This window comes from Streptomyces endophyticus (assembly GCF_035798155.1).
In the GTDB taxonomy this organism is placed as follows: domain Bacteria; phylum Actinomycetota; class Actinomycetes; order Streptomycetales; family Streptomycetaceae; genus Streptomyces; species Streptomyces endophyticus.
This window is the reverse complement of sequence record NZ_JAOZYC010000006.1, coordinates 1-19,998: the sequence shown is the minus strand read 5'-3', so window position 1 is coordinate 19,998 and position 19,998 is coordinate 1. Positions and strand designations below refer to the sequence as shown.

The window sequence follows — 19,998 nt, the reverse complement described above, 5'->3', positions numbered from 1 at the left end:
TCTTGCGCCGGTGCCCGCTCACCTCCCACCCACCCGCCCCCTCCGGGGGCTCCGGCCTCCCCGGGGCCGGGGTGGGCAGAGTCGCGGGCGGTGGCAGTGATGGCTGCGCGGCACCGGCGCTTCTCCGGGGGATCCGGCCCCGCCCATCCAGTTGCGCCGGCACCGTCCTTGCCCGGCCGCGCCGACGCCCGCACGTCTCCCACTGATCGCCCCCTCCGGAGGCTTCGGTCAGCCCGAGGCCCGGGAGGCCGTAGCCCCCGGAGGGGGCGATCAGTGGGAGACGTGCCGGGGGAGAGGGCGATGTTGCCTTTGGCGGGGCGCACGGCCGGGTAGAGCAACCCGCTCTGGCGGCGAGGGACAGTGGGTGTGGGGGGGGGGCACGTCCGGCGTTTCGGGCGGGGCCAGCCGGGGGCCGGGTGGGCCACGTCGGCTCCGGGGAAAGTCCGGTAGGGGTGGGGCGCCCGTGGAGACCGGGAGCCGACCTGTTCGGCCCGGAGGGCCGCGGCGTACGCCGAAGTGCCCCGGGTACACCGTCGTACCCGGGGCACAGCTGTGGGAGTTGTTGCCGTCCGACGGCGCGCGACTGGCGGAACATGCATGCGCGCCACCGGACGGAGACCGAGGAAACCCCAACGGGTGGACCCCGTCGGGGAATTGGCTGGGACCGCGGCGGCTGACGTACGACGGTTCTCCGCTCCCCTCCCTCAGGTCGAGAGGGGAGCGGAGGAACCTTCACCACCGCACTGGCTCGTACGCTGCACAAGCCGCCGCGGTCCTCGTCCGCCCACAGCTGTCCGTGCGACCACCCCTCATCCGGGTCACATGAACGCTGCGGGGCTTTGCGTACGGGGGAAGACCTCCCGTCAACCCTCGTACGCAGTCTGGGTGTTGCCCGGAGGGGTCAGTCCTCGCGCAGGGCGCGGACCGCGTCCTCCACGCGCTTGCCGTAGTCGGCGTCGGCGGCGTGGAAGTGGGCCAGGTTCTTCTCGACGATGTCGTCGCGCGAGACCTGGGAGAGGCCGCCCGCGATGTTCGCGACCAGGCGTCCCTTCTCGTCCTCCGACATCAGGCGGTACAGCTCGCCCGCCTGGAAGAAGTCGTCGTCCTTCGTGTGGGCCGGGGCCTCGTGCGTGCCCGTGTGGCCGTTGACGGCGAGCGGCGCGGCCAGCGGGCGGCCGGTCTCGACGGGGCCGTCGAAGGAGTTCGGCTCGTAGTTCTTGCGGCTGCGGGCGTAGGCGTTGGCCGCCATGACGCCGTCGCGGCCGTAGTTGTTCGCGCCATCGGCAACAGCCTTCGGGGCGTTCACCGCGAGCTGGGTGTGGTTGACGCCCAGCCGGTAGCGGTGCGCGTCCGCGTAGGCGAACAGGCGGCCCTGCAGCATCTTGTCGGGGGAGGGGCCGATGCCCGGAACGAAGTTGTTCGGGGAGAAGGCGGCCTGCTCGACCTCGGCGAAGACGTTCTCGGGGTTGCGGTCCAGGACCAGGCGGCCCACGCGCTGCAACGGGTAGTCCTTGTGCGGCCACACCTTGGTGAGGTCGAACGGGTTGAAGCGGTAGTCCGCCGCGTCGGCGGCCGGCATCAGCTGGACGTGCACGGTCCACGACGGGTTCACGCCCCGCTCGATGGCCTGCAACAGGTCCGTCTGGTGCGAGTTGGCGTCCTTGCCGGCGAGCTCGGCGCCCTGCTCGGCCGACAGGCTGCGTACGCCCTGGTTCGTCTTGAAGTGGTACTTGACGAAGAAGGCCTCGCCCTGCTCGTTCGTCCACTGGTAGGTGTGCGAACCGTAGCCGTTCATGTGGCGGTAGGAGGCCGGGATGCCGCGGTCGCCCATCAGCCAGGTGATCTGGTGCGTGGCCTCGGGGGCGTGCGCCCAGAAGTCCCAGACGTTCTCCGGCTCCTGCTTGCCCGTGAACGGGTCGCGCTTCTGGGAGTGGATGAAGTCGGGGAACTTCAGCGGGTCCTTGATGAAGAAGACCGGGGTGTTGTTGCCGACGAGGTCGTAATTGCCCTCTTCGGTGTAGAACTTCAGCGCGAAGCCGCGCGGGTCACGGACGGCGTCCGCGCCGCCGAGGTTGTCGGCGACGGTCGAGAAGCGCAGGAAGACCTCGGTGCGCTTGCCCACCGAGTTCAGGAAGTCGGCGTACGTGTAGTCGGTGACGTCGTCCGTCACCTCGAAGTAGCCGTACGCGCCGGAGCCGCGGGCGTGCACCACGCGCTCCGGGATGCGCTCGCGGTTGAAGCGGGCGAGCTTCTCCAGGAGGTGCTGGTCCTGGAGCAGGAGCGGGCCACCGACGCCGGCGGTGGCGGAGTTCTGGTTGTCGGCGACGGGGGCGCCGGACTCGGTCGTAAGCACGCGCTTCGACATCGTGACCTTCCGTGCTGTGGCTGCTGAGGTGTTCGGAGCGTAAGTACCTCTGAACTGCTACGTCAACAGTTTGTTGAAGTTATGGGTACGCGAATAAGGGTTCCGGGCCGCGGCGACGCCTGGGCGCGACAGGACAGGTGTCAGCGCCGCCACGGCCCGGAAGTATGGGGGCCTACTTGGGCTGGTCGCCCGAGAGGCGCTCGACCGCGCGCAGCAGCGCCGAGTGGTCGAGGCCGCCGTCGCCCTGGGCGCGCAGCGAGGCGACCAGCTGGGCGACCGTGGCGCCGACGGGCAGCGCGGCACCGACATTGCGGGCGGCGTCGGTGACGATACCCATGTCCTTGTGGTGCAGGTCGATGCGGAAGCCCGGCTTGAAGTCCCGGTTCAGGAAGTTGTCCTTCTTGCGGGTCAGCACGGTGGAGCCGGCGAGGCCGCCGTTCAGGACGTCCAGGGCCGCCTTGAGGTCGACGCCGGACTTCTCCAGGAAGACCACGGCCTCGGCGCACGCCTGGATGTTCACGGCGACGATCAGCTGGTTGGCGGCCTTCACGGTCTGGCCCGAGCCGTGCGGACCGCACAGCACGATGGTCTTGCCGAGCGCGTCGAGCAGCGGCTTGGCCTCGTCGAAATCGGCCTGCTCGCCGCCGACCATGATGGACAGGACGGCCTCGATCGCGCCGGCCTCGCCACCGGAGACGGGGGCGTCCAGGACGCGAATCCCCTTGTCCTTGGCGGCCTTCGCGAGGTCGACCGAGGTCTGCGGCGTGATCGACGACATGTCGACGAGCAGCGCGCCCGACTTCGCGTTCTCCAGGATGCCGTCGGCGCCGTACGCGATGGCCTCGACCTGCGGGGAGGCGGGGACCATCGTCACGACGACATCGGCGTCGCGCACGGCCTCGGCGATCGACGCGGCGACCGTGCCGCCGGCCGCGGCGAGGCGGTCCAGCTTGTCCTGCTCCAGGGTGAAGCCCGTGACGTCGTAGCCGGCCTTGATCAGGTTCTCCGACATGGGGGAACCCATGATGCCGAGACCGATCCACGCGACCTTGGGGAGGTTGTTGCTCATGAGGGTGACTCCAAAAGCTTTTGTACGTCGATGAATTGACGACCTGTTACTTGGTCACGCGGCGCGGTGCTCGCGCGGCAGCCAGTCGAAGGCCTCGGCGCTCGGGGCGTCGCCCGGCTTGTACTCCAGGCCCACGTAGCCCTCGTAGCCGGCCTTCTTCAGCTGGTCGAGCAGCTCGTCCAGCGGCAGCGAGCCGGTGCCGGGGGCGCCGCGGCCCGGATTGTCGGCGATCTGCACGTGCGCCGTCTTGTCGGCGTAGGCGGTGATGATCGCCTGAAGGTCCTCGCCGTTCATGGACAGGTGGTACAGGTCCATCAGGAACTTGGCGTTGCCGAGGCCGGTCGCCGCGTTCACCTTGTCCACGATCTCGATCGCCTTGGGGGCGCTCACGATCGGGCACTTCGGCGACTCGGGCGCGTTCAGCGCCTCGATCAGCAGTACGGCGCCGACGCGGTCGGCGGCGCGGGCCGCGAGCACCAGGTTCTCCAGGGCGAGCTCGTCCTGCTCCTGCTCCGTGGCGCCGTCGACGCGGTTGCCGTACAGCGCGTTGAGCGCCGTGCAGCCGAGGGACTGCGCGAAGTCGGCCGCGACGTCGATGTTCGCGCGGAACTTCTCGCTCTCCTCGCCGGGGATCGACAGGGCGCCCCGGTCCGGGCCCGGCAGCTGACCCGCGTAGAAGTTCAGCCCGGTGAGTTGGACCCCCGCGTCCTTGATCGCGGCGCGCAGGGCGTCGAGCTCGGGCTGCTCGGGGGTGGGGGCGTCGACCCAGGGCCACCACAGCTCGACCGCGGTGAAGCCCGCCGCGGCAGCGGCCGCGGGGCGCTCCAGGAGCGGGAGCTCGGTGAAGAGGATCGACAGGTTGACGTTGAAGCGCTGGTCTGTGAAGCCCATCAGGGTCGGCGCTCCCTTCAGGTTCGTCATGGTCAATCTTCCGTATCGCGGAAGTTCGTTTCTACTTGATGGAAGATTGCCTGTAAGGGCTCGTGGCTGTCAAGAGGGGACGTCGAAATTCGCCGCGCCCGCGCCCCGGCCGGGGTCTCAAGAAACCGGCTCGTGACACGTGTTTGGCCTCGAAGTTCGGGGAAGGTGAACGCCCGTTGCCGGTCACGGGAGTTGGGGGAGATGGGCGGATCCCGGTCAGTGCCGACGAACGGCCTCTCGCCGGTCTACGACGAGACGGGGGCCGCGTCCGCGCGGTTCTTGCGCTGGCTCGTCGAGCAGACCGGCACGGGCGGGGCGAGTCGCGTGGCCAGCGCCGATTTCGCGCCGCACGAGCGGTGTAGCGTGGACCTGGTCGCCGATGCCGTGGGACGGCTCGGCGCACTCGGCTGGCTCACCGAGCACAACGACTCGGGCGCCGACCCGCCCCTCGTCAGCCCCACCGCCGCCGGGCTCGCCGAGGTCGCCGTCTGGGACGAGGCGTACGCCGACCGGGAGGCCAGGCGCCGCTACGCGAAGGCGGCCCTGTTCGCGTACTGGGACCGGGCCGGACAGCACCGCAGCGGCGAGGAGTCCAACCCCGAGAACTTCCTGTGGGCCAGCGAGGCCTTCTACTGCGGCCGCCAGCTCCCGGTGGAGGACCTGGAGTACGCGAGGAACCACCTGGAACTGCCCGCGCCCGTCCACGTCAGCCCGGCGGAACAGGGCGAGGGCGTGGTGATCTCATACGAGCAGCTGGCCCAGCTCGTCCAGGCCTCCCTGCCCGAGGCGACCGAGAGCGACAGCGAACTGCGGCAGGTGCGCGAACTCGCCGACGAGCTGACCGACACCATCGACCGCGGCGACCGGCCCGACGACGGCCTGGTGCGGCGCTTCATGGAGCGCATCCCGGGCGTGCTGCAGAGCGAGAGCGCGTCCGTCGGCAAGGAGGTGGTGGTCGGCTTCCTCGCCGACTTCGTCCGCCAGACGCTGAGGCTGCCATGACGGACCGCGGGGGGACCAGCACCGAATCCGACGACCAGATACCCGAGGTGTACGCGCGCCAGCCGCTCCTCAGTCAGCTGGTGCCGCGCCTCATCGGCCTGGAACGCGAGCGTCACCGCAGGCGCCGCCGCCGGGAGTTCGCCGACGACCAGCCCGTCGTGCTGCTCAGCGGGCGGCACGGCACCGGCAAGAGCGCCATGCTGAACGACCTCCAGCGCGCCTACGCCCCCGACACCGGCCCCTGGCCGGGACCGCGCGTCCCCTTCGCCCGGATCAACTGCACGGACCTGGAGGAGCGGGCCAGGGTCGGCCCCGAGATCGCCAACAACTCGTACATGGTCGAGATGCTGGTCGAGCTGGTCCGTCAACTCTCGCTCCCCGTCGCCGGGTTCGGGCGGCTGCGCTTTCCCAGGACGACCGCGGGACTGCTCGCCGTGATCTCGGCCCGGCGCCCCGGCATCGACGACGAGCTCGACATCGCCGACCGGCACGCCGCCGCCCTGCTGGGCCCCTGGCCGGCCGGCGAACCCCCGCCCACCTGGGACGCGCTGTTCCGCCCCGCGCTGCCGACGCCCGCGGAGGGCGGCTCGCCCGACCCCGCCGAGTTCCCCGAGGCGGCCGTCCGCACCTACCTCGCCAGGCAGTACCGCCGCCGCACGCGCAGGCTCGGCCCCCGCGGACTGGTCGGCTGGTACGAGAGCCACCGCAGCGAGAGCGACAACCGGCTGCGCGGGATGCCGCCCGACGCGGCCGCCGAGCCGCCCCGGGTGCCCGCCGCCCAGCGCGCGCGGGCCGTGGCCCGGCTCTGCCAGGAGTTCCACCAGGGCCGCGGCTTCCGGCGCGGCGTCGAACGCATGCTGATGGCCGCGTTCCTCAGGGATGTGCGCTACGGCAGGCTGCGGCGCGGGAACCGGGCGCCGCGGCCGCTGATCCTGCTCGACAACGTGCACACCGACCCCGGCCGTGACTTCCTCGAACTCCTCCTGGAACAGCGCGCGTTGCAGGAGCGCGGCGCCCGCGACCCGCTGGTCGTGCTCGCCACGGAGCTGCGCGGTGACGCGGACGACGACGATGAGACACCCGAGGAGGAGCAGGAGACCGCCCCGTACCACCGGGCCACGCGCCAGCCCTTGCAGGAGGTCGGAGCCCGCACCCGGTGGAGCCGCGACAGCGCGGAGCCGTCCGAGGGGGTGCTGCTCCTGCCGCTGCCGCCACTCGACACGGAACACCTGGAACGCATGCTCCGCAGCGACGAGCGCGTCACCTTCGACCCGTACATCGCGACGGCGCTGCACGATCTGACCCGCGGCCACCCCATGGGAGCCCGCAGAATGTGCGACGCCGTCGTGCACGAGGCGCGCGGCGAGGAGTGGGTGGCGGCCGAGGAACTCCTCGACCTGGACCACCCCGGCGGCGCCGGGGAGTCGGTCATCTGGCGGCTGCTCAACACCCTTGTCGGCAGCGAGAACCACGACGAGCTGTGCCTGCTCTCGCTGGCCTGGGACCGGGAGGCGGCGGAACAGCTGGCCGAGCGGTGGGTGCCGCGCCGGATCGACGACCTGGCCGCGGCGGACGGCGTCGCCGCCCAACTGGAGCGGGAGCGCTGGTCGCGGGGGCCGGGCAGCCGGCCGTTCATCACGGACCGCTTTCTGCGCACGCTGCTCGTGCACCAGATGCGCAGCGGGCGCGGCGCGGGCGGCGTGGGCTGGGGCGACGCGCACGGACTGCTCGCGCAGCACCACAGGCGGCGGGCCGAGGGCCGCGCGGGGCGGGCCGGGCGCGACGAGTGGGCCCGCTTCCTGTGGCACCGGCTGGCCGGGGGAGAGACCCAGGAGGTCGTCGACCGGCTGCACACGGAGTTCGTACGCTCCGACGGTGACGCCCTGGAGTGGCTGCGCACGCTGCGGACGGTGGCGCACGCGCCGCGCCCGCCTGGCGACCTCTGGTTCGAGCAGTGCCAGGAGGTCGGCAAGGGCCGCAGGGACCTGCTTCAGGTGCGGGCGGACCCGGAGGCGAGCCTGGAGAAGCAGGCGATCTACCGGCTGCTGCACGCGCTCTGGTACGCCGCCGACGAGCTGGCCGAGGCGGACCGGCTGCTGGCCGCCCGGATCGGACAGGACCTGTCGTTTCTGTCCGCCCAGCACCTGACCGGGCGCGCGATCCTCGCCCAGGTCGCGGTCCGCTGGCCGCGCGCCGTCCGCGACGGCGAGGACTGGCCGCTGGAGCGCAGCTGGGGAGGGGTGGCATGAGGGGCCGCTGGACGGACCGCAGGAACTGGCCCTGGCTGCCGCGGCGGATCCGGTTCCGGGTGTTCGGCCTGATCGACGTGATCGCGCTGTGGGTGGTCGTCGGGGCGCTGGTCGGGGGCGGGGCGTGGTGGGGAGTGGACACGTATCTCGACCACAGGAACTACTGCTCGGACAGCCATGAGCTGCGGCGGATGGGGTCCTCCGACGAGTGCATCGGGGTGACGGAGCGGCCGGACGCCCTGGGCGACCCGGACCTGAAGGACGTACTGGGACGCATCGCGGGCGAGAACGAGATCGCGGAGAAGTCGGGAAAGAGGCAGGTGAGCGTCGCCGTCGTCATGCCGTACACCGCGAGGACCCCGGGGGCGGCCATGTCTCCGGAGCTCATCCGGCACGCGTTGCAGGGTGCCTACGCCGCGCAGCACGTGTTCAACACCGGCCCGAACACGAAGGACACCGCGATCCGGCTCGTGTTCGCCAACGTGGGTGAGTACCTGAATTACTGGTCGCCCGTGACCCGCGAGCTGGTCGCCCGGACCGAGGACGAGCAGGCCCCGCTCGTCGCCGCCATCGGTTTCCCCAACAGTGACAGCAGGACGCTGGACGCGGTGCGAAGCCTCGCGAAGCACCGGATCCCGTCCGTCAGTGCCGCGCTGAGCGCCAATGGCATGGAGGACCAGTACCTGTTCAAGGTCTCGCCCTCCAACAGGCAGTTCGCCGAGGCACTGAAGGGCTATGTGGACGCGAACGGGATGAACCGGGCGAAGGCCTTCATGATCGCCGACAGCCGGAAGGACGACGACTACGTCTCCAATCTGCGCAACGTCTTCTACGAGGAGTTCGGCGCGGAGTACGGCATCGACCACGACCCGGTGGACGGGCGGATCGGCAGGTACCAGGGCAAGAAGGGGCCGCAGCAGGGCAAGACGGGAGTCTTCGGCCAGGCGGTCGACGCGATGTGCTCGGCCGGCACCAGGACGGTGTTCCTCGCGGGACGCGACGCGGACCTGGAGCCGTTCCTGCGGTCCATCCGCCTGACCACGTCCTGCGGCGACTACCCGAAGGACGACCCGCTGAGCATCCTGCGCGTCAGCACCGGGCGGGACCCGGGCACCGAGTCCCCGGAGATCCGCAGAATCGCCGAGAACATGAACATCCAGATCGTGACCGCGGCGGCGGTGGACGCACCCCGCTGGGACCACGGCGGCGAGCAGGCACCCGGGCGCTTCCAGGACTTCGCGGCCGCCTACGAGGGTTCCTTTCCGCACGAGCGGCACAACGCGCTCAACGACGGCTACGCGGCGATGTTCCACGACGCCCTCTCCGCGGTGAATCGGGCCGTGTACCAGGCCTACGAGGACGGCGGCCCGCCCGTGACCCAGGACGACGTCAACCGTCAGCTGGGCCAGGGTTCGCCCTCCGACAAGTGCGCGCAGTGCGTACCGGCCGCCACGGGTGACTTCACGTTCGCCGATGAGCTGGAGGGGCCGAAGGGGCACTGGCCCGTATGCAAACCCGTACCCATCGTGACGTTCCCGAAGGAGAACCGGAGCAAATCGCCGCTCTACCGGACCTACGAGAGCGCGAGCAGTACGTGCCCCGCGCCCTGATCCCCACCCTGATCCCCGTCCTGATCCCCGCGGTGGCTCCCGGTGACCGCCCCACGCACGTTAGGTTGAACGCGTGCGATTGAGACTGGAGTTCACGACGGAGCCCTTCGACCTGGAGGAGGCGCCCGAGCACGCGCTCGCGGCGCGCCGGGTCATCGAGGCGGCCGATCTCGACGAGGTCGACGTCGGGCCGTTCGGCAATACGGCGGAGGGCGGCGCGGACGAGGTGCTGACCGCGGTCGACGCCCTGCTGCGCAGCAGCCTCGAAAGCGGGGCGACGCGGATCTCGCTGCAGGTCAACGTGGTGGGGGACCCCAAGGGGAAGGGTGACGACGCGTGAACGACACCGGGGACGCCTTCATCACGGCGGTGAAGCCACTGGTCGACGCGATGGGCGGGGAGCTGATGCCGCCGGAGGGCGCGGGCCCCGACGACGTCGTGCTGGCGTGGCAGGGGGCCGATGTCGTGGCCGTGCGCCTGCCCCAGCTGGCGGACTCGCTCGACCACATCCTGGCCGCCCTGGAGCGCACCAAGGGGATGCCGCTGTCCGCGCTCGACCGCAGGCAGAAGCAGGAGGTCGTACGGCTCCTGGAGGCCCGCGGAGCGTTCTCCGTACGTCACGGTGTGGAGACCGTCGCCGGCGCCCTCGGCGTTTCCCGCTTCACCGTCTACAACTATCTCAACCGGGACAAGACCCCCTGACCTGGGACGATACCGAGCCTGCCGCACGCCTCCACACCGCCGTCCGCTATCCGGACGGCGGTTTTTTGTCACTCCGAGTTTTCAACAAAGTGTTGACGTGATGTTTCCGGGGGCGTTAGCTATCTGCAGCCCGTCCAGCACAAGGCCACGGAGGCACCCCGTGACTTCAGGTTCGACGCCGGGACTCTCCCGGTTCAACTCCTCGGACGAGAGTGCGGCCCAGGCCGAGCTCCATGAGGTGTGTGCTTCATCGGCGTGGGGGAGCAAGCTTCTCGCCCAACGCCCCTTCGCTTCCGCAGAGACCCTCTTCACCGCCAGTGACGCCGCGATGGCGGAACTGACCGCGGACGACCTCGCCGAGGCAATGGCGGGGCATCCGCCGATCGGCCGCCCGAAGCCCGGCGACCCGACGTCCTCGCGCGAGCAGCGCGGCATGGCGGGGGCCTCCGAGGAGCTCAAGAAGGAGATGCTCGAACTCAACCTGGCCTACCAGGACAAGTTCGGTCACGTCTTCCTCATCTGCGCCACCGGCGCGACCGCGGAGCAGATGCTCGATGCGCTCAAGGCCCGGACCGGCCACACGGCCGAGGAGGAGCGGGAGATCGTCCGCATCGAACTGGGAAAGATCAACCGCATCCGCCTGACCCGCATCGTAGAAGCACCGTAAGAACAGGAAGCGAACGCCTGATGAGCACCGAGACCACAGCGTCGGTGTCCACGCACATTCTGGACACCAGCATCGGACGCCCCGCCCAGGGTGTCGCCATTTCCCTTGCGGCGCGCGCCGGTTCGGGCGCCGAGTGGCAGGCGCTCGGCGGCAGTGCCACCGACGCGGACGGGCGCTGCAAGGACCTGCCGGCGCTGCCGGAGGGCACCACCCACGTACGCCTCGACTTCGAGACCGAGGTGTACTTCGACAAGAAGCAAGCCGATGCGCAGCAGGACGCCCCCGCGAATCGGGACAGCGACACGACCGGAGCGTTCTTCCCGGAGGTGGCGATCACGTTCGCCGTCAAGCCGGGCGAGCACTACCACGTGCCGTTGCTGCTCAACCCGTTCGGCTACTCCGTTTACCGAGGGAGCTAGCAGACATGCCCACGATCCTGGGACACAACCAGTACGGCAAGGCCGAGAACCGAGTCGTAAAGATCACGCGGGACGGCGACACCCACCACATCAAGGACCTGAACGTCTCGGTCGCTCTCAGCGGTGACCTCGACGACGTCCACCTCACCGGGTCGAACGCCAACTGCCTGCCGACGGACACCACCAAGAACACCTGCTTCGCCTTCGCCAAGGAACACGGCATCGAGTCGGCGGAGCAGTACGGGATCGAGCTCGCCCGGCACTTCGTCGAGAGCCAGCCGTCCATCCACCGGGCGCGCATCCGCATCGAGGAGTACTCCTGGGAGCGCATCGCGGGCTCCGACGCGGGCTCCAAGTTCATCGGCTCCGACGAGGTCAAGCACTCCTTCGTCCGCAAGGGCCAGGAGACGCGCCTGGTTCAGGTCACCTATGACGGTGAGCAGTTCGAAGTCCTCAGCGGGCTCAAGGACTTGACCGTGATGAACACGACGAACTCCGAATTCTGGGGCTACATCAAGGACAAGTACACGACGCTCAAGGAGGACTACGACCGCATCCTCGCGACGTCGCTGTCCACCTGGTGGCGGCACAACTGGACGGGCGTCGACGACGAGCGCACGCCCAACTGGAACAAGTCCTACGAGCAGTCGAAGAAGCACATCCTCCAGGCCTTCGTCGAGACGTACTCGCTGTCACTGCAGCAGACCCTCTTCCAGATGGGTTCGCGCGTCATCAACAACCGCAGCGAGATCGACGAGATCCGCTTCTCCGCGCCGAACAAGCACCACTTCCGGCAGGACCTGTCGGCCTTCGGCCTGGAGAACGAAGCGAAGGACGGCGCCGTGTACTGGGCCGCCGACCGTCCCTACGGCCTGATCGAGGCCACCATCCTGCGGGACGGCGCGGACCAGCGCATCCCGGTCGACATGACCAACCTCTGACGCCCCAGGCGTACTTGACGCGGCTGCGTGCCCCCGTCCACCCGCAGTAGACGGGGGCGCGCCTGCACCCGGAGGGAACATAAAGCAATGGCAGTGCCAGCAAAGGGGCCGGCTGAAGCCGAGGGCCCGTGTTCTGATTCTTTCGGCCCATCGGGCAGCACCACGAGCACCGCTTCGCAGGTGCACCCGGTGGACGAGAAGCTCCACCCGTCGCGGCTCGCGCCCGCCGCACTCCAGCACATCGCCGCCATGTACGCCGGCGTCGTCACCCCGCCGCTCATCATCGGCCAGGCCGTCGGTCTCGACACCGCGGGCCAGACCCGGCTGATCGCCGCGTCGCTGCTCATCGCGGGCGTGGCCACCCTGCTCCAGACGCTCGGCGTCAAGGGCTTCGTCGGCAACCGGCTGCCCTTCGTCAACGCCGCGTCCTCCGCGGGCATCGCGCCGATGCTCGCCATCGCCGAGACGAACGCCAAAGGCGACCAACTCCCCGCGATCTACGGGGCGGTCATGGTCGCGGGCGTCTTCTGCCTCGCGATCGGTCCGTTCTTCGGCCGGCTCCTCAGGTTCTTCCCGCCGCTCGTCACCGGCGTCGTCATCACCCTCATCGGTGTGACCCTGATGCCCGTGCCCGTCGGCTGGGCCCAGGGCGGCGACAAGACCGCCGTCGACTACGGCGACATGCGCTACCTCGCCCTCGCCGCCTTCACGCTCGTCGTCATCCTGCTGATCCAGCGCTTCGGCAAGGGCTTCGTCAAGCAAGTCGCCCTGCTCTTCGGCATGTTGATCGGCACGCTCGCCGCGATCCCGTTCGGCATGGCGGACTTCAGCTCCCTCAAGACCGCGCCCGTGGCCGCGCTCCCGACGCCGTTCGCCTTCGGCGCCCCCGAGTTCCAGCCCGCCGCGATCATCTCGCTCTGCCTCGTCATGCTCGTCCTGATGACCGAGTCCAGCGCCGGCATGCTCGCCATCGGTGAGATCTGCGAGCGCGAGTGCGACGGGAGGACCATCACCCGGGGCCTGCGCACCGACGGCATCGCCACCTTCATCGGACCGATCTTCGGCGGCCTGCCGACCTCGGCGTTCGCCCAGAACGTCGGCGTCGTCTCCCTGACCAAGGTGCGCAGCCGCTACGTCGTCGCCGTCGCGGGCGGCACCCTCCTGATCCTCGGCATCTTCCCGATGCTCGGCGCGGTCGTCTCCATGGTCCCCATGCCGGTCCTGGGCGGCGCGGGCATCGTGCTGTTCGGCTCGATCGCCGTCAGCGGCATCCGTACGCTCTCCGAAGCGGGCCTCGACGACAGCTCCAACATCATCCTGGTGGCCGTCTCGCTCGGTGCGGGCATCATCCCGCTCGCCGCGCCCAGCTTCTACGCGGACTTCCCGGCCTGGGCGCAGACCGTGCTCGGCTCCGGAATCAGCGCCGGCGCGCTCGTCGCCGTCTCGCTCAACCTGTTCTTCCACCATCTCGGCACCCGTGGCGCACCTGCCGCGGCACTCAAATCTTCCTAGGGTCCTGCCGTGCCCACATGTCACACACGACTGAAGGAAGCACCATGGCGCCTGCCACGGCAAACCGCATTGTCATCGAGAACGTCGCCATCGCGACGGTCGACGCGCACGACACCGAGTACGCCTCGGGCCATGTCGTCGTAGCGGACAACAAGATCGAGTCCATCGGCGCGGGCAGCGCGCCCGAGGGCCTCGAAAACGTCGTCCGCCGGATCGACGGCACCGGCCACCTGGCCACACCCGGCCTCGTCAACACGCACCACCACTTCTACCAGTGGATCACCCGTGGCCTGGCGACGGACCACAACCTGTTCAACTGGCTGGTGGCGCTGTACCCGACGTGGGCGCGCATCGACGAGCAGATGACGTACGCGGCGGCGCAGGGCTCCCTCGCGATGATGGCCCGCGGCGGTGTCACCACCGCCATGGACCACCACTACGTGTTCCCGCAGGGCTCCGGCGACCTCTCCGGATCGATCATCCGGGCCGCCTCGGAGACCGGCGTGCGCTTCACCCTGGCGCGCGGCTCCATGGACCGCAGCGAGAAGGACGGCGGACTGCCGCCGGACTTCGCCGTCGAGACCCTCGAAGGCGCGCTCGCGGCGACCGAGGAGACCGTCAAGAAGCACCACGACGACTCCTTCGACGCGATGACCCAGGTGGCCGTGGCCCCCTGTTCACCCTTCTCCGTCTCTACGGAACTCCTGCGCCAGGGCGCCGAGTTGGCGCGCCGCCTCGGGGTACGCCTTCACACCCACGGCAGTGAGACGGTCGAGGAGGAGAAGTTCTGCCACGAGCTGTTCGGCATGGGCCCGACCGACTACTTCGAGTCGACGGGCTGGCTCGGTGAGGACGTGTGGATGGCGCACAGCGTCCACATGAACGACTCCGACATCGCCGCGTTCGGGCGCACGAAGACGGGTGTGGCGCACTGCCCGTCCTCAAATGCCCGCCTGGCGGCGGGAATTGCCCGGGTCCCCGACATGCTCGCGGCCGGCGTCCCGGTCGGCCTCGGCGTCGACGGCACCGCCTCCAACGAGTCGGGCGAGCTGCACACGGAACTGCGCAACGCCCTCCTCATCAACCGCCTCGGCGCGCATCGCGAGGCGGCCCTGAACGCCCGTCAGGCGCTGCGCCTGGGGACGTACGGAGGCGCCCAAGTCCTCGGCAGGGCAACCCAGATCGGGTCGCTCGAAGTCGGCAAGCTGGCCGACCTGGTGCTGTGGAAGATGGACACCCTCGCCCACGCATCGATCGCCGACCCGGTGACCGCGCTCGTCTTCGGCGCGGCCGCACCGGTCACCCTCTCCCTCGTGAACGGCAAGCCGGTGGTCGAGGACAGTCGCCTGCTGCACGTCGACGAGGACGCCATCGCCCGCTCCACGCGGGCGGAGGCACAGCGACTCGCGCGGATCACCGCCGAGAGCTGAGTTTTTGAGGACCTGTCAGCCGGGTCCTGAGACTCCGGTCAGGGGGGACGGCCCCTGGCCGGGGACTCGATCGAGCTGCCGAGCGGGCTGTTCGACCGAGTGCCGCCCCGGAACGTGGCCCAAAGCTTCACGTTCCCGGGGCGGCCAGTACTACCTGGGCGCACAACAACTGAATACCGCAGCACCACCAGCACCATCAGCACGACCTTGCACCTTGCACCACCTCCTTGAAGCGAAAAGCGCCGGCGGCCTGCCGGGGCTGGAAAACAACCGGAGGAGCCGCAGTGGCGACGAAGCCCAGGTTCACCAAGCAAGGCACGACCCCCGCAGAGGAATCCGCGGGGCATACCAAACATCCGGTAGACGAGAAGCTGCCGCCGCTGAAGATGGCGACGACGGGTCTGCAGCATGTGGCGGCGATGTACGCGGGCGTGGTCGCGCCCCCGCTCATCGTCGGCGCGGCGATCGGTCTCAGCCCGAAGGACCTGACCTTCCTGACGGGCGCCTGCCTGTTCACGGCGGGGCTCGCGACCTTCCTTCAGACGCTCGGCATCTGGAAGATCGGCGCCCGGCTGCCGTTCGTGAACGGCGTGACCTTCGCGGGCGTCGCCCCGATGCTCGCCGTCGTCGGCTCGACGAAGGACAAGGACGACGCGCTGCCGATCATCTTCGGCGCGGTGATCGTCGCGGGGGTGCTCGGCTTCATAGCCGCCCCCTTCTTCTCGAAGCTGGTCCGGTTCTTCCCACCGGTCGTCACCGGCACGGTCATCACGCTCATCGGTGTCTCGCTGATGCCGGTCGCGTTCGGCTGGGCGCAGGGACCCGACATGAAGGCCCCCGACTACGGCTCGATGAAGAACCTGGCACTCGCCGGGATCACTCTCGTGATCGTGCTGATCATCCGGCGCTTCACGACCGGCTTCGTCAAGCAGATCGCGGTCCTGCTCGGCCTGGTGGTCGGCACGGTCATCGCCATCCCGTTCGGCTCCACGGACTTCTCGCCGGTCGGCGAGGCGGACATCATCGGCTTCCCGACCCCGTTCCACTTCGGCGCCCCGCAGTTCGCGGGAGCGGCCATCGTCTCGCTGTGCGTCGTCATGGTCGTCTCGATGACCGAGTCGACCGCCGACATGCTCGCCCTCGGTGAGATCGTCGACCGCCCGGCCGACGAGAAGACCATCGCGGCAGGACTGCGCGCCGACACCCTCGGCACCGCCATCAGCCCGCTGTTCAACGGCTTCATGTGCAGCGCGTTCGCCCAGAACATCGGCCTCGTCGCGATGACGAAGATCCGCAGCCGGTACGTGGTCGCGGCGGGCGGCGGCTTCCTCGTTCTGATGGGCCTGTGCCCGATGGCGGCCTCGCTGATCGCCGTCGTGCCGCGCCCGGTGCTCGGCGGCGCGGGCGTCGTGCTGTTCGGCTCGGTCGCGGCCAGTGGTATCCAGACCCTGGTCAAGGCCAACCTGGAGAAGGACAACAACGTCCTCATCGTCGCCGTCTCGCTCGCCGTGGGCCTGATCCCCATCGCGGTGCCGGAGTTCTACCACGCGTTCCCGGAGAACGCGAAGATCATCCTGGACTCGGGCATCTCGACGGGCTGTGTCGCGGCGGTCGTGCTCAACCTGCTGTTCAACCACATCGGCAAGGGGCGCGACGCCGACGACGTCACGTCGCCGATGGAGTCGGGCGGCGACATCGCGGAACAGCGCACCGAGCCGACGGCGGCGGGCGCGCACTGATCGCCGCAAGGACGGAGGGTGGCCCCGCGCGATGTGCGCGGCGCCACCCTCCTCTCATGTCGACCGGCGTGTCACGTCAACCGGCGTGTCACGTGGACCGGCTTGTTACGTCAACCGGCGCACACCCGGGCCGACTTCACGTAGCCGCCCAGGTTCTCGTCGTCCGTGCCGAGCAGCGCCGTGCCGTCCGCGCCCGGCACGCACTCGACCGCCTCGATCTTGCGGCCGTCGAACTTCTCCGACGTGGTGCGCGGTACGGCGATCCGCAGCGTCGCCCGGGTGCCCGACGCGTTCAGTGACACCCGCCCCGCCTCGCTCACCGAGGAGGCGAACGGGCCGTCGTCCCCGGCGTCCGAGGCCGAACTCACCGTGATCCGGCCGGACTTGGTGAGTGAGATGTCGGAGACGTGCCGCACGTCCCCCTTCGGATAGGCCGCGCGGAAGTTCGTCTGGCTCACGTTTCCGAACTCCGCCTCCCCGTACTCGCTGATGGAGAACGGCGCCGCGAACACCGTCGCCGGGCGGTCCGCGCCCGCGCCCCGGTCCGCCCACACCGCGACCGTCCGCCCGCTCGCCGACGTGCCGAGCGCGAAGCTCTCGAAGTCCGCGCCCTCGGGGATCGCGGGCAGCGGCGCCAGGTCGAGCACCCGCGCGGTGTCCCCGGCGACCTGCAACCGGTACACGAGCCCCCTGCTGGCCAGCGCCATGAACTCGCCGTGGGTGCCCGGCACCGCCTCGATCGCCTCCAGGTCCTTGGGCACCGGACCCTCCCATGCGACCGGGGTGACCGTCGTGTCCTTCGGCGCGGACTGGTGGAAGGTGACGCGGCTGATCCGCGGCTGGCCGGGCTTCTTGTTGTCGTGGACGACGAGGGCCTCGGTGCCGTCGGCGGCGGCTTCGCCGGTGAGCGCGAGCCCGCTGACCCCGGAGGTGGCGTCCTCGCCGACCTGCTGCCAGCCGCCGGTCTCCGGCGCGGGTTCCGAGGGGGCGTCCGCGCGGGCGGGTGCGGCGAGGGCCAGCGTGACGAAGGCGGCGGAGAGCAGGGACTTGTGGCGCAACTGCATGGGCGGGACCTCTCGCGTGGGGGCGTTCGGGTGGTGCCGGTGCACGAGGTTGACGCGCGTAGAAAGCCGGGTCGAACCGGACCGTAGCGATCTTCGCGGGACGAGGCAAGGGGGCGCGACGTCCGCCCGCCCGAGACGTATTGGCGAGTGCGCCATGCCCAACTACGTTCGCAGCAGGGCGAGCTGGGTGGGGCCGTCGTGGCGGAGCCCGCGGCCCCGGACGGGGTGGGGTGAGGGGATGAACCGGCAGACCGACCGGGGGAGCGGTGACACCGGGCGTCTGGAGGCCTTCAGTGACGGCGTCTTCGCCATCGCCACCACGCTCCTGATCCTGGAGGTCGAGGTGCCGCACGTCGAGCACGGCGAGAGCCTGTGGAGCGCGCTCGGCGAGCAGTGGCCCTCGTACGCGGCGTACGTCGTCAGCTTCCTGGTCATCGGCATCATCTGGGTCAACCATCACCAGGTGTTCGGTCATGTGATCCGCGTCGACCGCAAGCTGATGTTCCTCAATCTGCTGCTGCTGATGATCGTCGCGGCCCTGCCGTGGCCCACGGCGCTGCTCGCCGAGTACCTGCGCGGCGACGCCGCCGCCGCGCACACCGCGGCCGCCGTCTACAGCCTCACGATGGTGGCCATGTCCTTCGCCTTCCAGGCCCTGTGGTGGCACCTGACCCGCAGCGGTCACCTCTTCCACCCGCGCGTCGATCCGGAGGGGGCCAGGGGCACCCGGGTCCGCTTCGCCCTCGGCTCCCTCGGGTACCCGGCGACCGTCGCACTCGCCTTCGTCTCGGCGCCCCTGACACTCGCCGCGCACGGCGTTCTCGCGCTGTACTACGGCTTCAACCAGGTCCAGGTGCCGGCCCGTCAGGACCCCGAAGCCCCACGCGGGACCAGGGACTTGGCGTAGAAGCGGCTGTCGTCGTAGGCGCGGAACGGGCCGAACGGCGGCGTCGGGCGGTAGCCGTCGGCCTCGTACAGGCCGATCGCCTCCGGCAGGTGCACGCCCGTCTCCAGGACCATCCGCGTGCGGCCCGCGTCCCGCGCGCTCTCCTCGAGCGCGGTCAGGATGCGGCGTGCGAGGCCCCGGCCGCGGGCCCGCTCCACGACGAACATGCGCTTCAGCTCGGCGTCACCGTCCGCATAGCCCTCGTCGTCGCGCTCCTGCGCGCGCCAGCCGCCGCAGGCGACCGGAGCCCCGGCGTCGTACGCGACGAGGAACAGGCCCTGCGGCGGGTCGAAGTGCGCCGGGTGCAGATCGGTGAAGTCGTCGTAGCCGAAGCGCTTTCGGTACTCGGCCTGCACCTGAGCGCTGAGCGACACCGCGTCGGGGTGTCCGTAGGAACGGCTGTGGATGTTCATGGGCGGGGGAGGCACGGCGCCGGTCAGAGGCCGAGGACGGCCGGGGCCGAGGCCAGCTCCTTGAAGATCTCCCCCGGGTTCTTCACCAGCTTGCGCTCGGTGAGGTCCATGACGCCGCTCACCGCGGTCACTTCGGCCGCCACCGAGCCGTCGGCCCTGCGGATCGTCTGGTGGACGCGGAACACCTTGCCGTCACCGAACTCGAAGGCGCAGCTCACGTCGACGACATCGCCGGCGCGCAACTCCCGCAGATAGCGGATGTTCGTCTCCAGGACGACGGGGCCCACCCCGCGGTCGAGCAGGGCCCCCTCATCGAGCCCGGCGTGGCGCAGGAACGACCAGCGTGCGTGCTCCGCGTACTGCAAATAGACAGCCTGGTTGAGGTGTCCGTTGACATCGATCTCGTACCCACGGACCTCGACCGGTACGGAAAACTGCTCTGCCACGACGTTCCTCTCGATGACTCGATGGTGGGGCGTTGTACCGATCATGCCAACAGGCGGGTGGGGGAGGGCATTCCGGTGGCCGTGAGGTGCGTTACGCACGTCTGGGCGACGCCAACAGATAGCGGGACCCGCCACGCGTCTCCACGTGCTCGCTCACCTGCCAGCCCGCCTCGTGCAGCGCCGCCGCGCACGCCGCGAGCCCGGACCGCTCCGGATGCCGTACGGCGACGGCCTCCGGCTGCGGGGTGTCGCGCACGCGGTAGCCAGGAGTGCTGTCGCCCGCGGGGGCGCAGCCCGCGGCTTCCAGGGCGAGCCCCGCGGAGGGCGCGAGCCGGCCCCGCTCCCAGGCGCACGGCCGGTCCGTCGCGCCGTCGGGGTTGGTCATCCGGCGTATCTCCAACAGGCCCTGCCACGCCGTGCGCACCTCGCGCGCCCGCGCGGGGCCCGCGTCGGCCGCCTGCTCCCCGCCGAGCCGGGCGGCGAACAGGCCACCCGGCGTGGCC

At 70.1% G+C, this 19,998-nt stretch carries 18 protein-coding genes and 1 pseudogene; 12 read left to right on the top strand and 7 right to left on the bottom strand.

What is annotated here, in order from left to right; genetic code table 11:
* Positions 1 to 901 precede the first annotated feature (901 nt).
* The 3 genes from OKJ99_RS02885 to OKJ99_RS02875 all read right to left on the bottom strand — a co-directional run bounded on the left by OKJ99_RS02885 (position 902) and on the right by OKJ99_RS02875 (position 4,325).
* Entirely contained in the window at positions 902 to 2,365 is a 1,464-nt protein-coding gene (locus OKJ99_RS02885) for a catalase (protein ID WP_326014093.1), read from the bottom strand.
* Between the two features lie 172 nt (positions 2,366 to 2,537).
* Positions 2,538 to 3,434, bottom strand: a complete 897-nt coding sequence (locus OKJ99_RS02880) for a 2-hydroxy-3-oxopropionate reductase (protein ID WP_326014092.1) — start codon at positions 3,432 to 3,434, stop codon at positions 2,538 to 2,540.
* A 54-nt stretch (positions 3,435 to 3,488) separates the two neighbouring features.
* A complete protein-coding gene (locus OKJ99_RS02875; RefSeq protein ID WP_326014096.1) occupies positions 3,489 to 4,325 on the bottom strand; it encodes a TIM barrel protein in 837 nt (278 codons plus the stop codon).
* Between the two features lie 249 nt (positions 4,326 to 4,574).
* On the opposite strand from OKJ99_RS02875, the gene OKJ99_RS02870 reads away from it, so the two are divergent.
* From OKJ99_RS02870 to OKJ99_RS02820, 11 genes are all read left to right on the top strand, one after another.
* Positions 4,575 to 5,357, top strand: coding sequence for a hypothetical protein (locus OKJ99_RS02870; protein WP_326014091.1), 783 nt, complete (start codon positions 4,575 to 4,577; stop codon positions 5,355 to 5,357).
* Positions 5,354 to 7,606, top strand: a complete 2,253-nt coding sequence (locus OKJ99_RS02865) for a hypothetical protein (protein ID WP_326014090.1) — start codon at positions 5,354 to 5,356, stop codon at positions 7,604 to 7,606. Before OKJ99_RS02870 ends, OKJ99_RS02865 begins: the two co-directional genes overlap by 4 nt.
* A complete protein-coding gene (locus tag OKJ99_RS02860) occupies positions 7,603 to 9,216 on the top strand; it encodes a type 1 periplasmic-binding domain-containing protein (protein WP_326014089.1) in 1,614 nt (537 codons plus the stop codon). The genes OKJ99_RS02865 and OKJ99_RS02860 overlap by 4 nt, the downstream gene beginning before the upstream one ends.
* Before the next feature lie 73 nt (positions 9,217 to 9,289).
* The gene (locus tag OKJ99_RS02855; protein ID WP_326014088.1) at positions 9,290 to 9,556 is read left to right on the top strand and encodes a hypothetical protein; all 267 of its coding nucleotides are present in this window, start codon (positions 9,290 to 9,292) and stop codon (positions 9,554 to 9,556) included.
* 50 nt (positions 9,557 to 9,606) lie between these two features.
* Entirely contained in the window at positions 9,607 to 9,918 is a 312-nt protein-coding gene (locus OKJ99_RS02850; RefSeq protein ID WP_407700634.1) for a helix-turn-helix domain-containing protein, read from the top strand.
* Positions 9,919 to 10,078: 160 nt separating this feature from the next.
* Positions 10,079 to 10,585: a 2-oxo-4-hydroxy-4-carboxy-5-ureidoimidazoline decarboxylase gene (gene uraD, locus OKJ99_RS02845; protein WP_326014086.1), complete on the top strand. Its 507-nt coding sequence runs from the start codon at positions 10,079 to 10,081 to the stop codon at positions 10,583 to 10,585.
* Between the two features lie 20 nt (positions 10,586 to 10,605).
* On the top strand, positions 10,606 to 11,004 hold the full coding sequence (uraH, locus tag OKJ99_RS02840) for a hydroxyisourate hydrolase (protein ID WP_326014085.1): 399 nt from the start codon (positions 10,606 to 10,608) through the stop codon (positions 11,002 to 11,004).
* A 5-nt stretch (positions 11,005 to 11,009) separates the two neighbouring features.
* Complete coding sequence (gene pucL, locus OKJ99_RS02835) at positions 11,010 to 11,945, top strand: factor-independent urate hydroxylase (RefSeq protein WP_326014084.1); 936 nt, start codon at positions 11,010 to 11,012, stop codon at positions 11,943 to 11,945.
* Between the two features lie 87 nt (positions 11,946 to 12,032).
* Positions 12,033 to 13,457, top strand: coding sequence for a nucleobase:cation symporter-2 family protein (locus OKJ99_RS02830; RefSeq protein ID WP_326014083.1), 1,425 nt, complete (start codon positions 12,033 to 12,035; stop codon positions 13,455 to 13,457).
* A 44-nt stretch (positions 13,458 to 13,501) separates the two neighbouring features.
* Entirely contained in the window at positions 13,502 to 14,887 is a 1,386-nt protein-coding gene (locus OKJ99_RS02825; RefSeq protein ID WP_326014081.1) for an 8-oxoguanine deaminase, read from the top strand.
* A 386-nt stretch (positions 14,888 to 15,273) separates the two neighbouring features.
* Positions 15,274 to 16,626, top strand: coding sequence for a nucleobase:cation symporter-2 family protein (locus tag OKJ99_RS02820; RefSeq protein ID WP_326014094.1), 1,353 nt, complete (start codon positions 15,274 to 15,276; stop codon positions 16,624 to 16,626).
* Between the two features lie 110 nt (positions 16,627 to 16,736).
* On the opposite strand, the gene OKJ99_RS02815 is transcribed toward OKJ99_RS02820, so the two are convergent.
* The gene (locus OKJ99_RS02815) at positions 16,737 to 17,690 is read right to left on the bottom strand and encodes a hypothetical protein (RefSeq protein WP_326014080.1); all 954 of its coding nucleotides are present in this window, start codon (positions 17,688 to 17,690) and stop codon (positions 16,737 to 16,739) included.
* A 238-nt stretch (positions 17,691 to 17,928) separates the two neighbouring features.
* Between OKJ99_RS02815 and OKJ99_RS02810 the strand changes: the two genes are divergently transcribed.
* Positions 17,929 to 18,597 (top strand): TMEM175 family protein, encoded by a 669-nt coding sequence (locus OKJ99_RS02810; protein WP_326014079.1) that lies wholly within the window; start codon positions 17,929 to 17,931, stop codon positions 18,595 to 18,597.
* Here the strand turns inward: OKJ99_RS02810 and OKJ99_RS02805 are convergent.
* The 3 genes and pseudogenes from OKJ99_RS02805 to OKJ99_RS02795 all read right to left on the bottom strand — a co-directional run.
* Positions 18,555 to 19,049, bottom strand: coding sequence for a GNAT family N-acetyltransferase (locus OKJ99_RS02805; RefSeq protein WP_326014077.1), 495 nt, complete (start codon positions 19,047 to 19,049; stop codon positions 18,555 to 18,557). The genes OKJ99_RS02810 and OKJ99_RS02805 overlap by 43 nt on opposite strands.
* A 23-nt stretch (positions 19,050 to 19,072) precedes the next feature.
* Positions 19,073 to 19,495 (bottom strand): acyl-CoA thioesterase, encoded by a 423-nt coding sequence (locus OKJ99_RS02800; protein WP_326014076.1) that lies wholly within the window; start codon positions 19,493 to 19,495, stop codon positions 19,073 to 19,075.
* Between the two features lie 91 nt (positions 19,496 to 19,586).
* A pseudogene (locus OKJ99_RS02795) lies at positions 19,587 to 19,998 on the bottom strand (hypothetical protein); the annotation flags it as partial.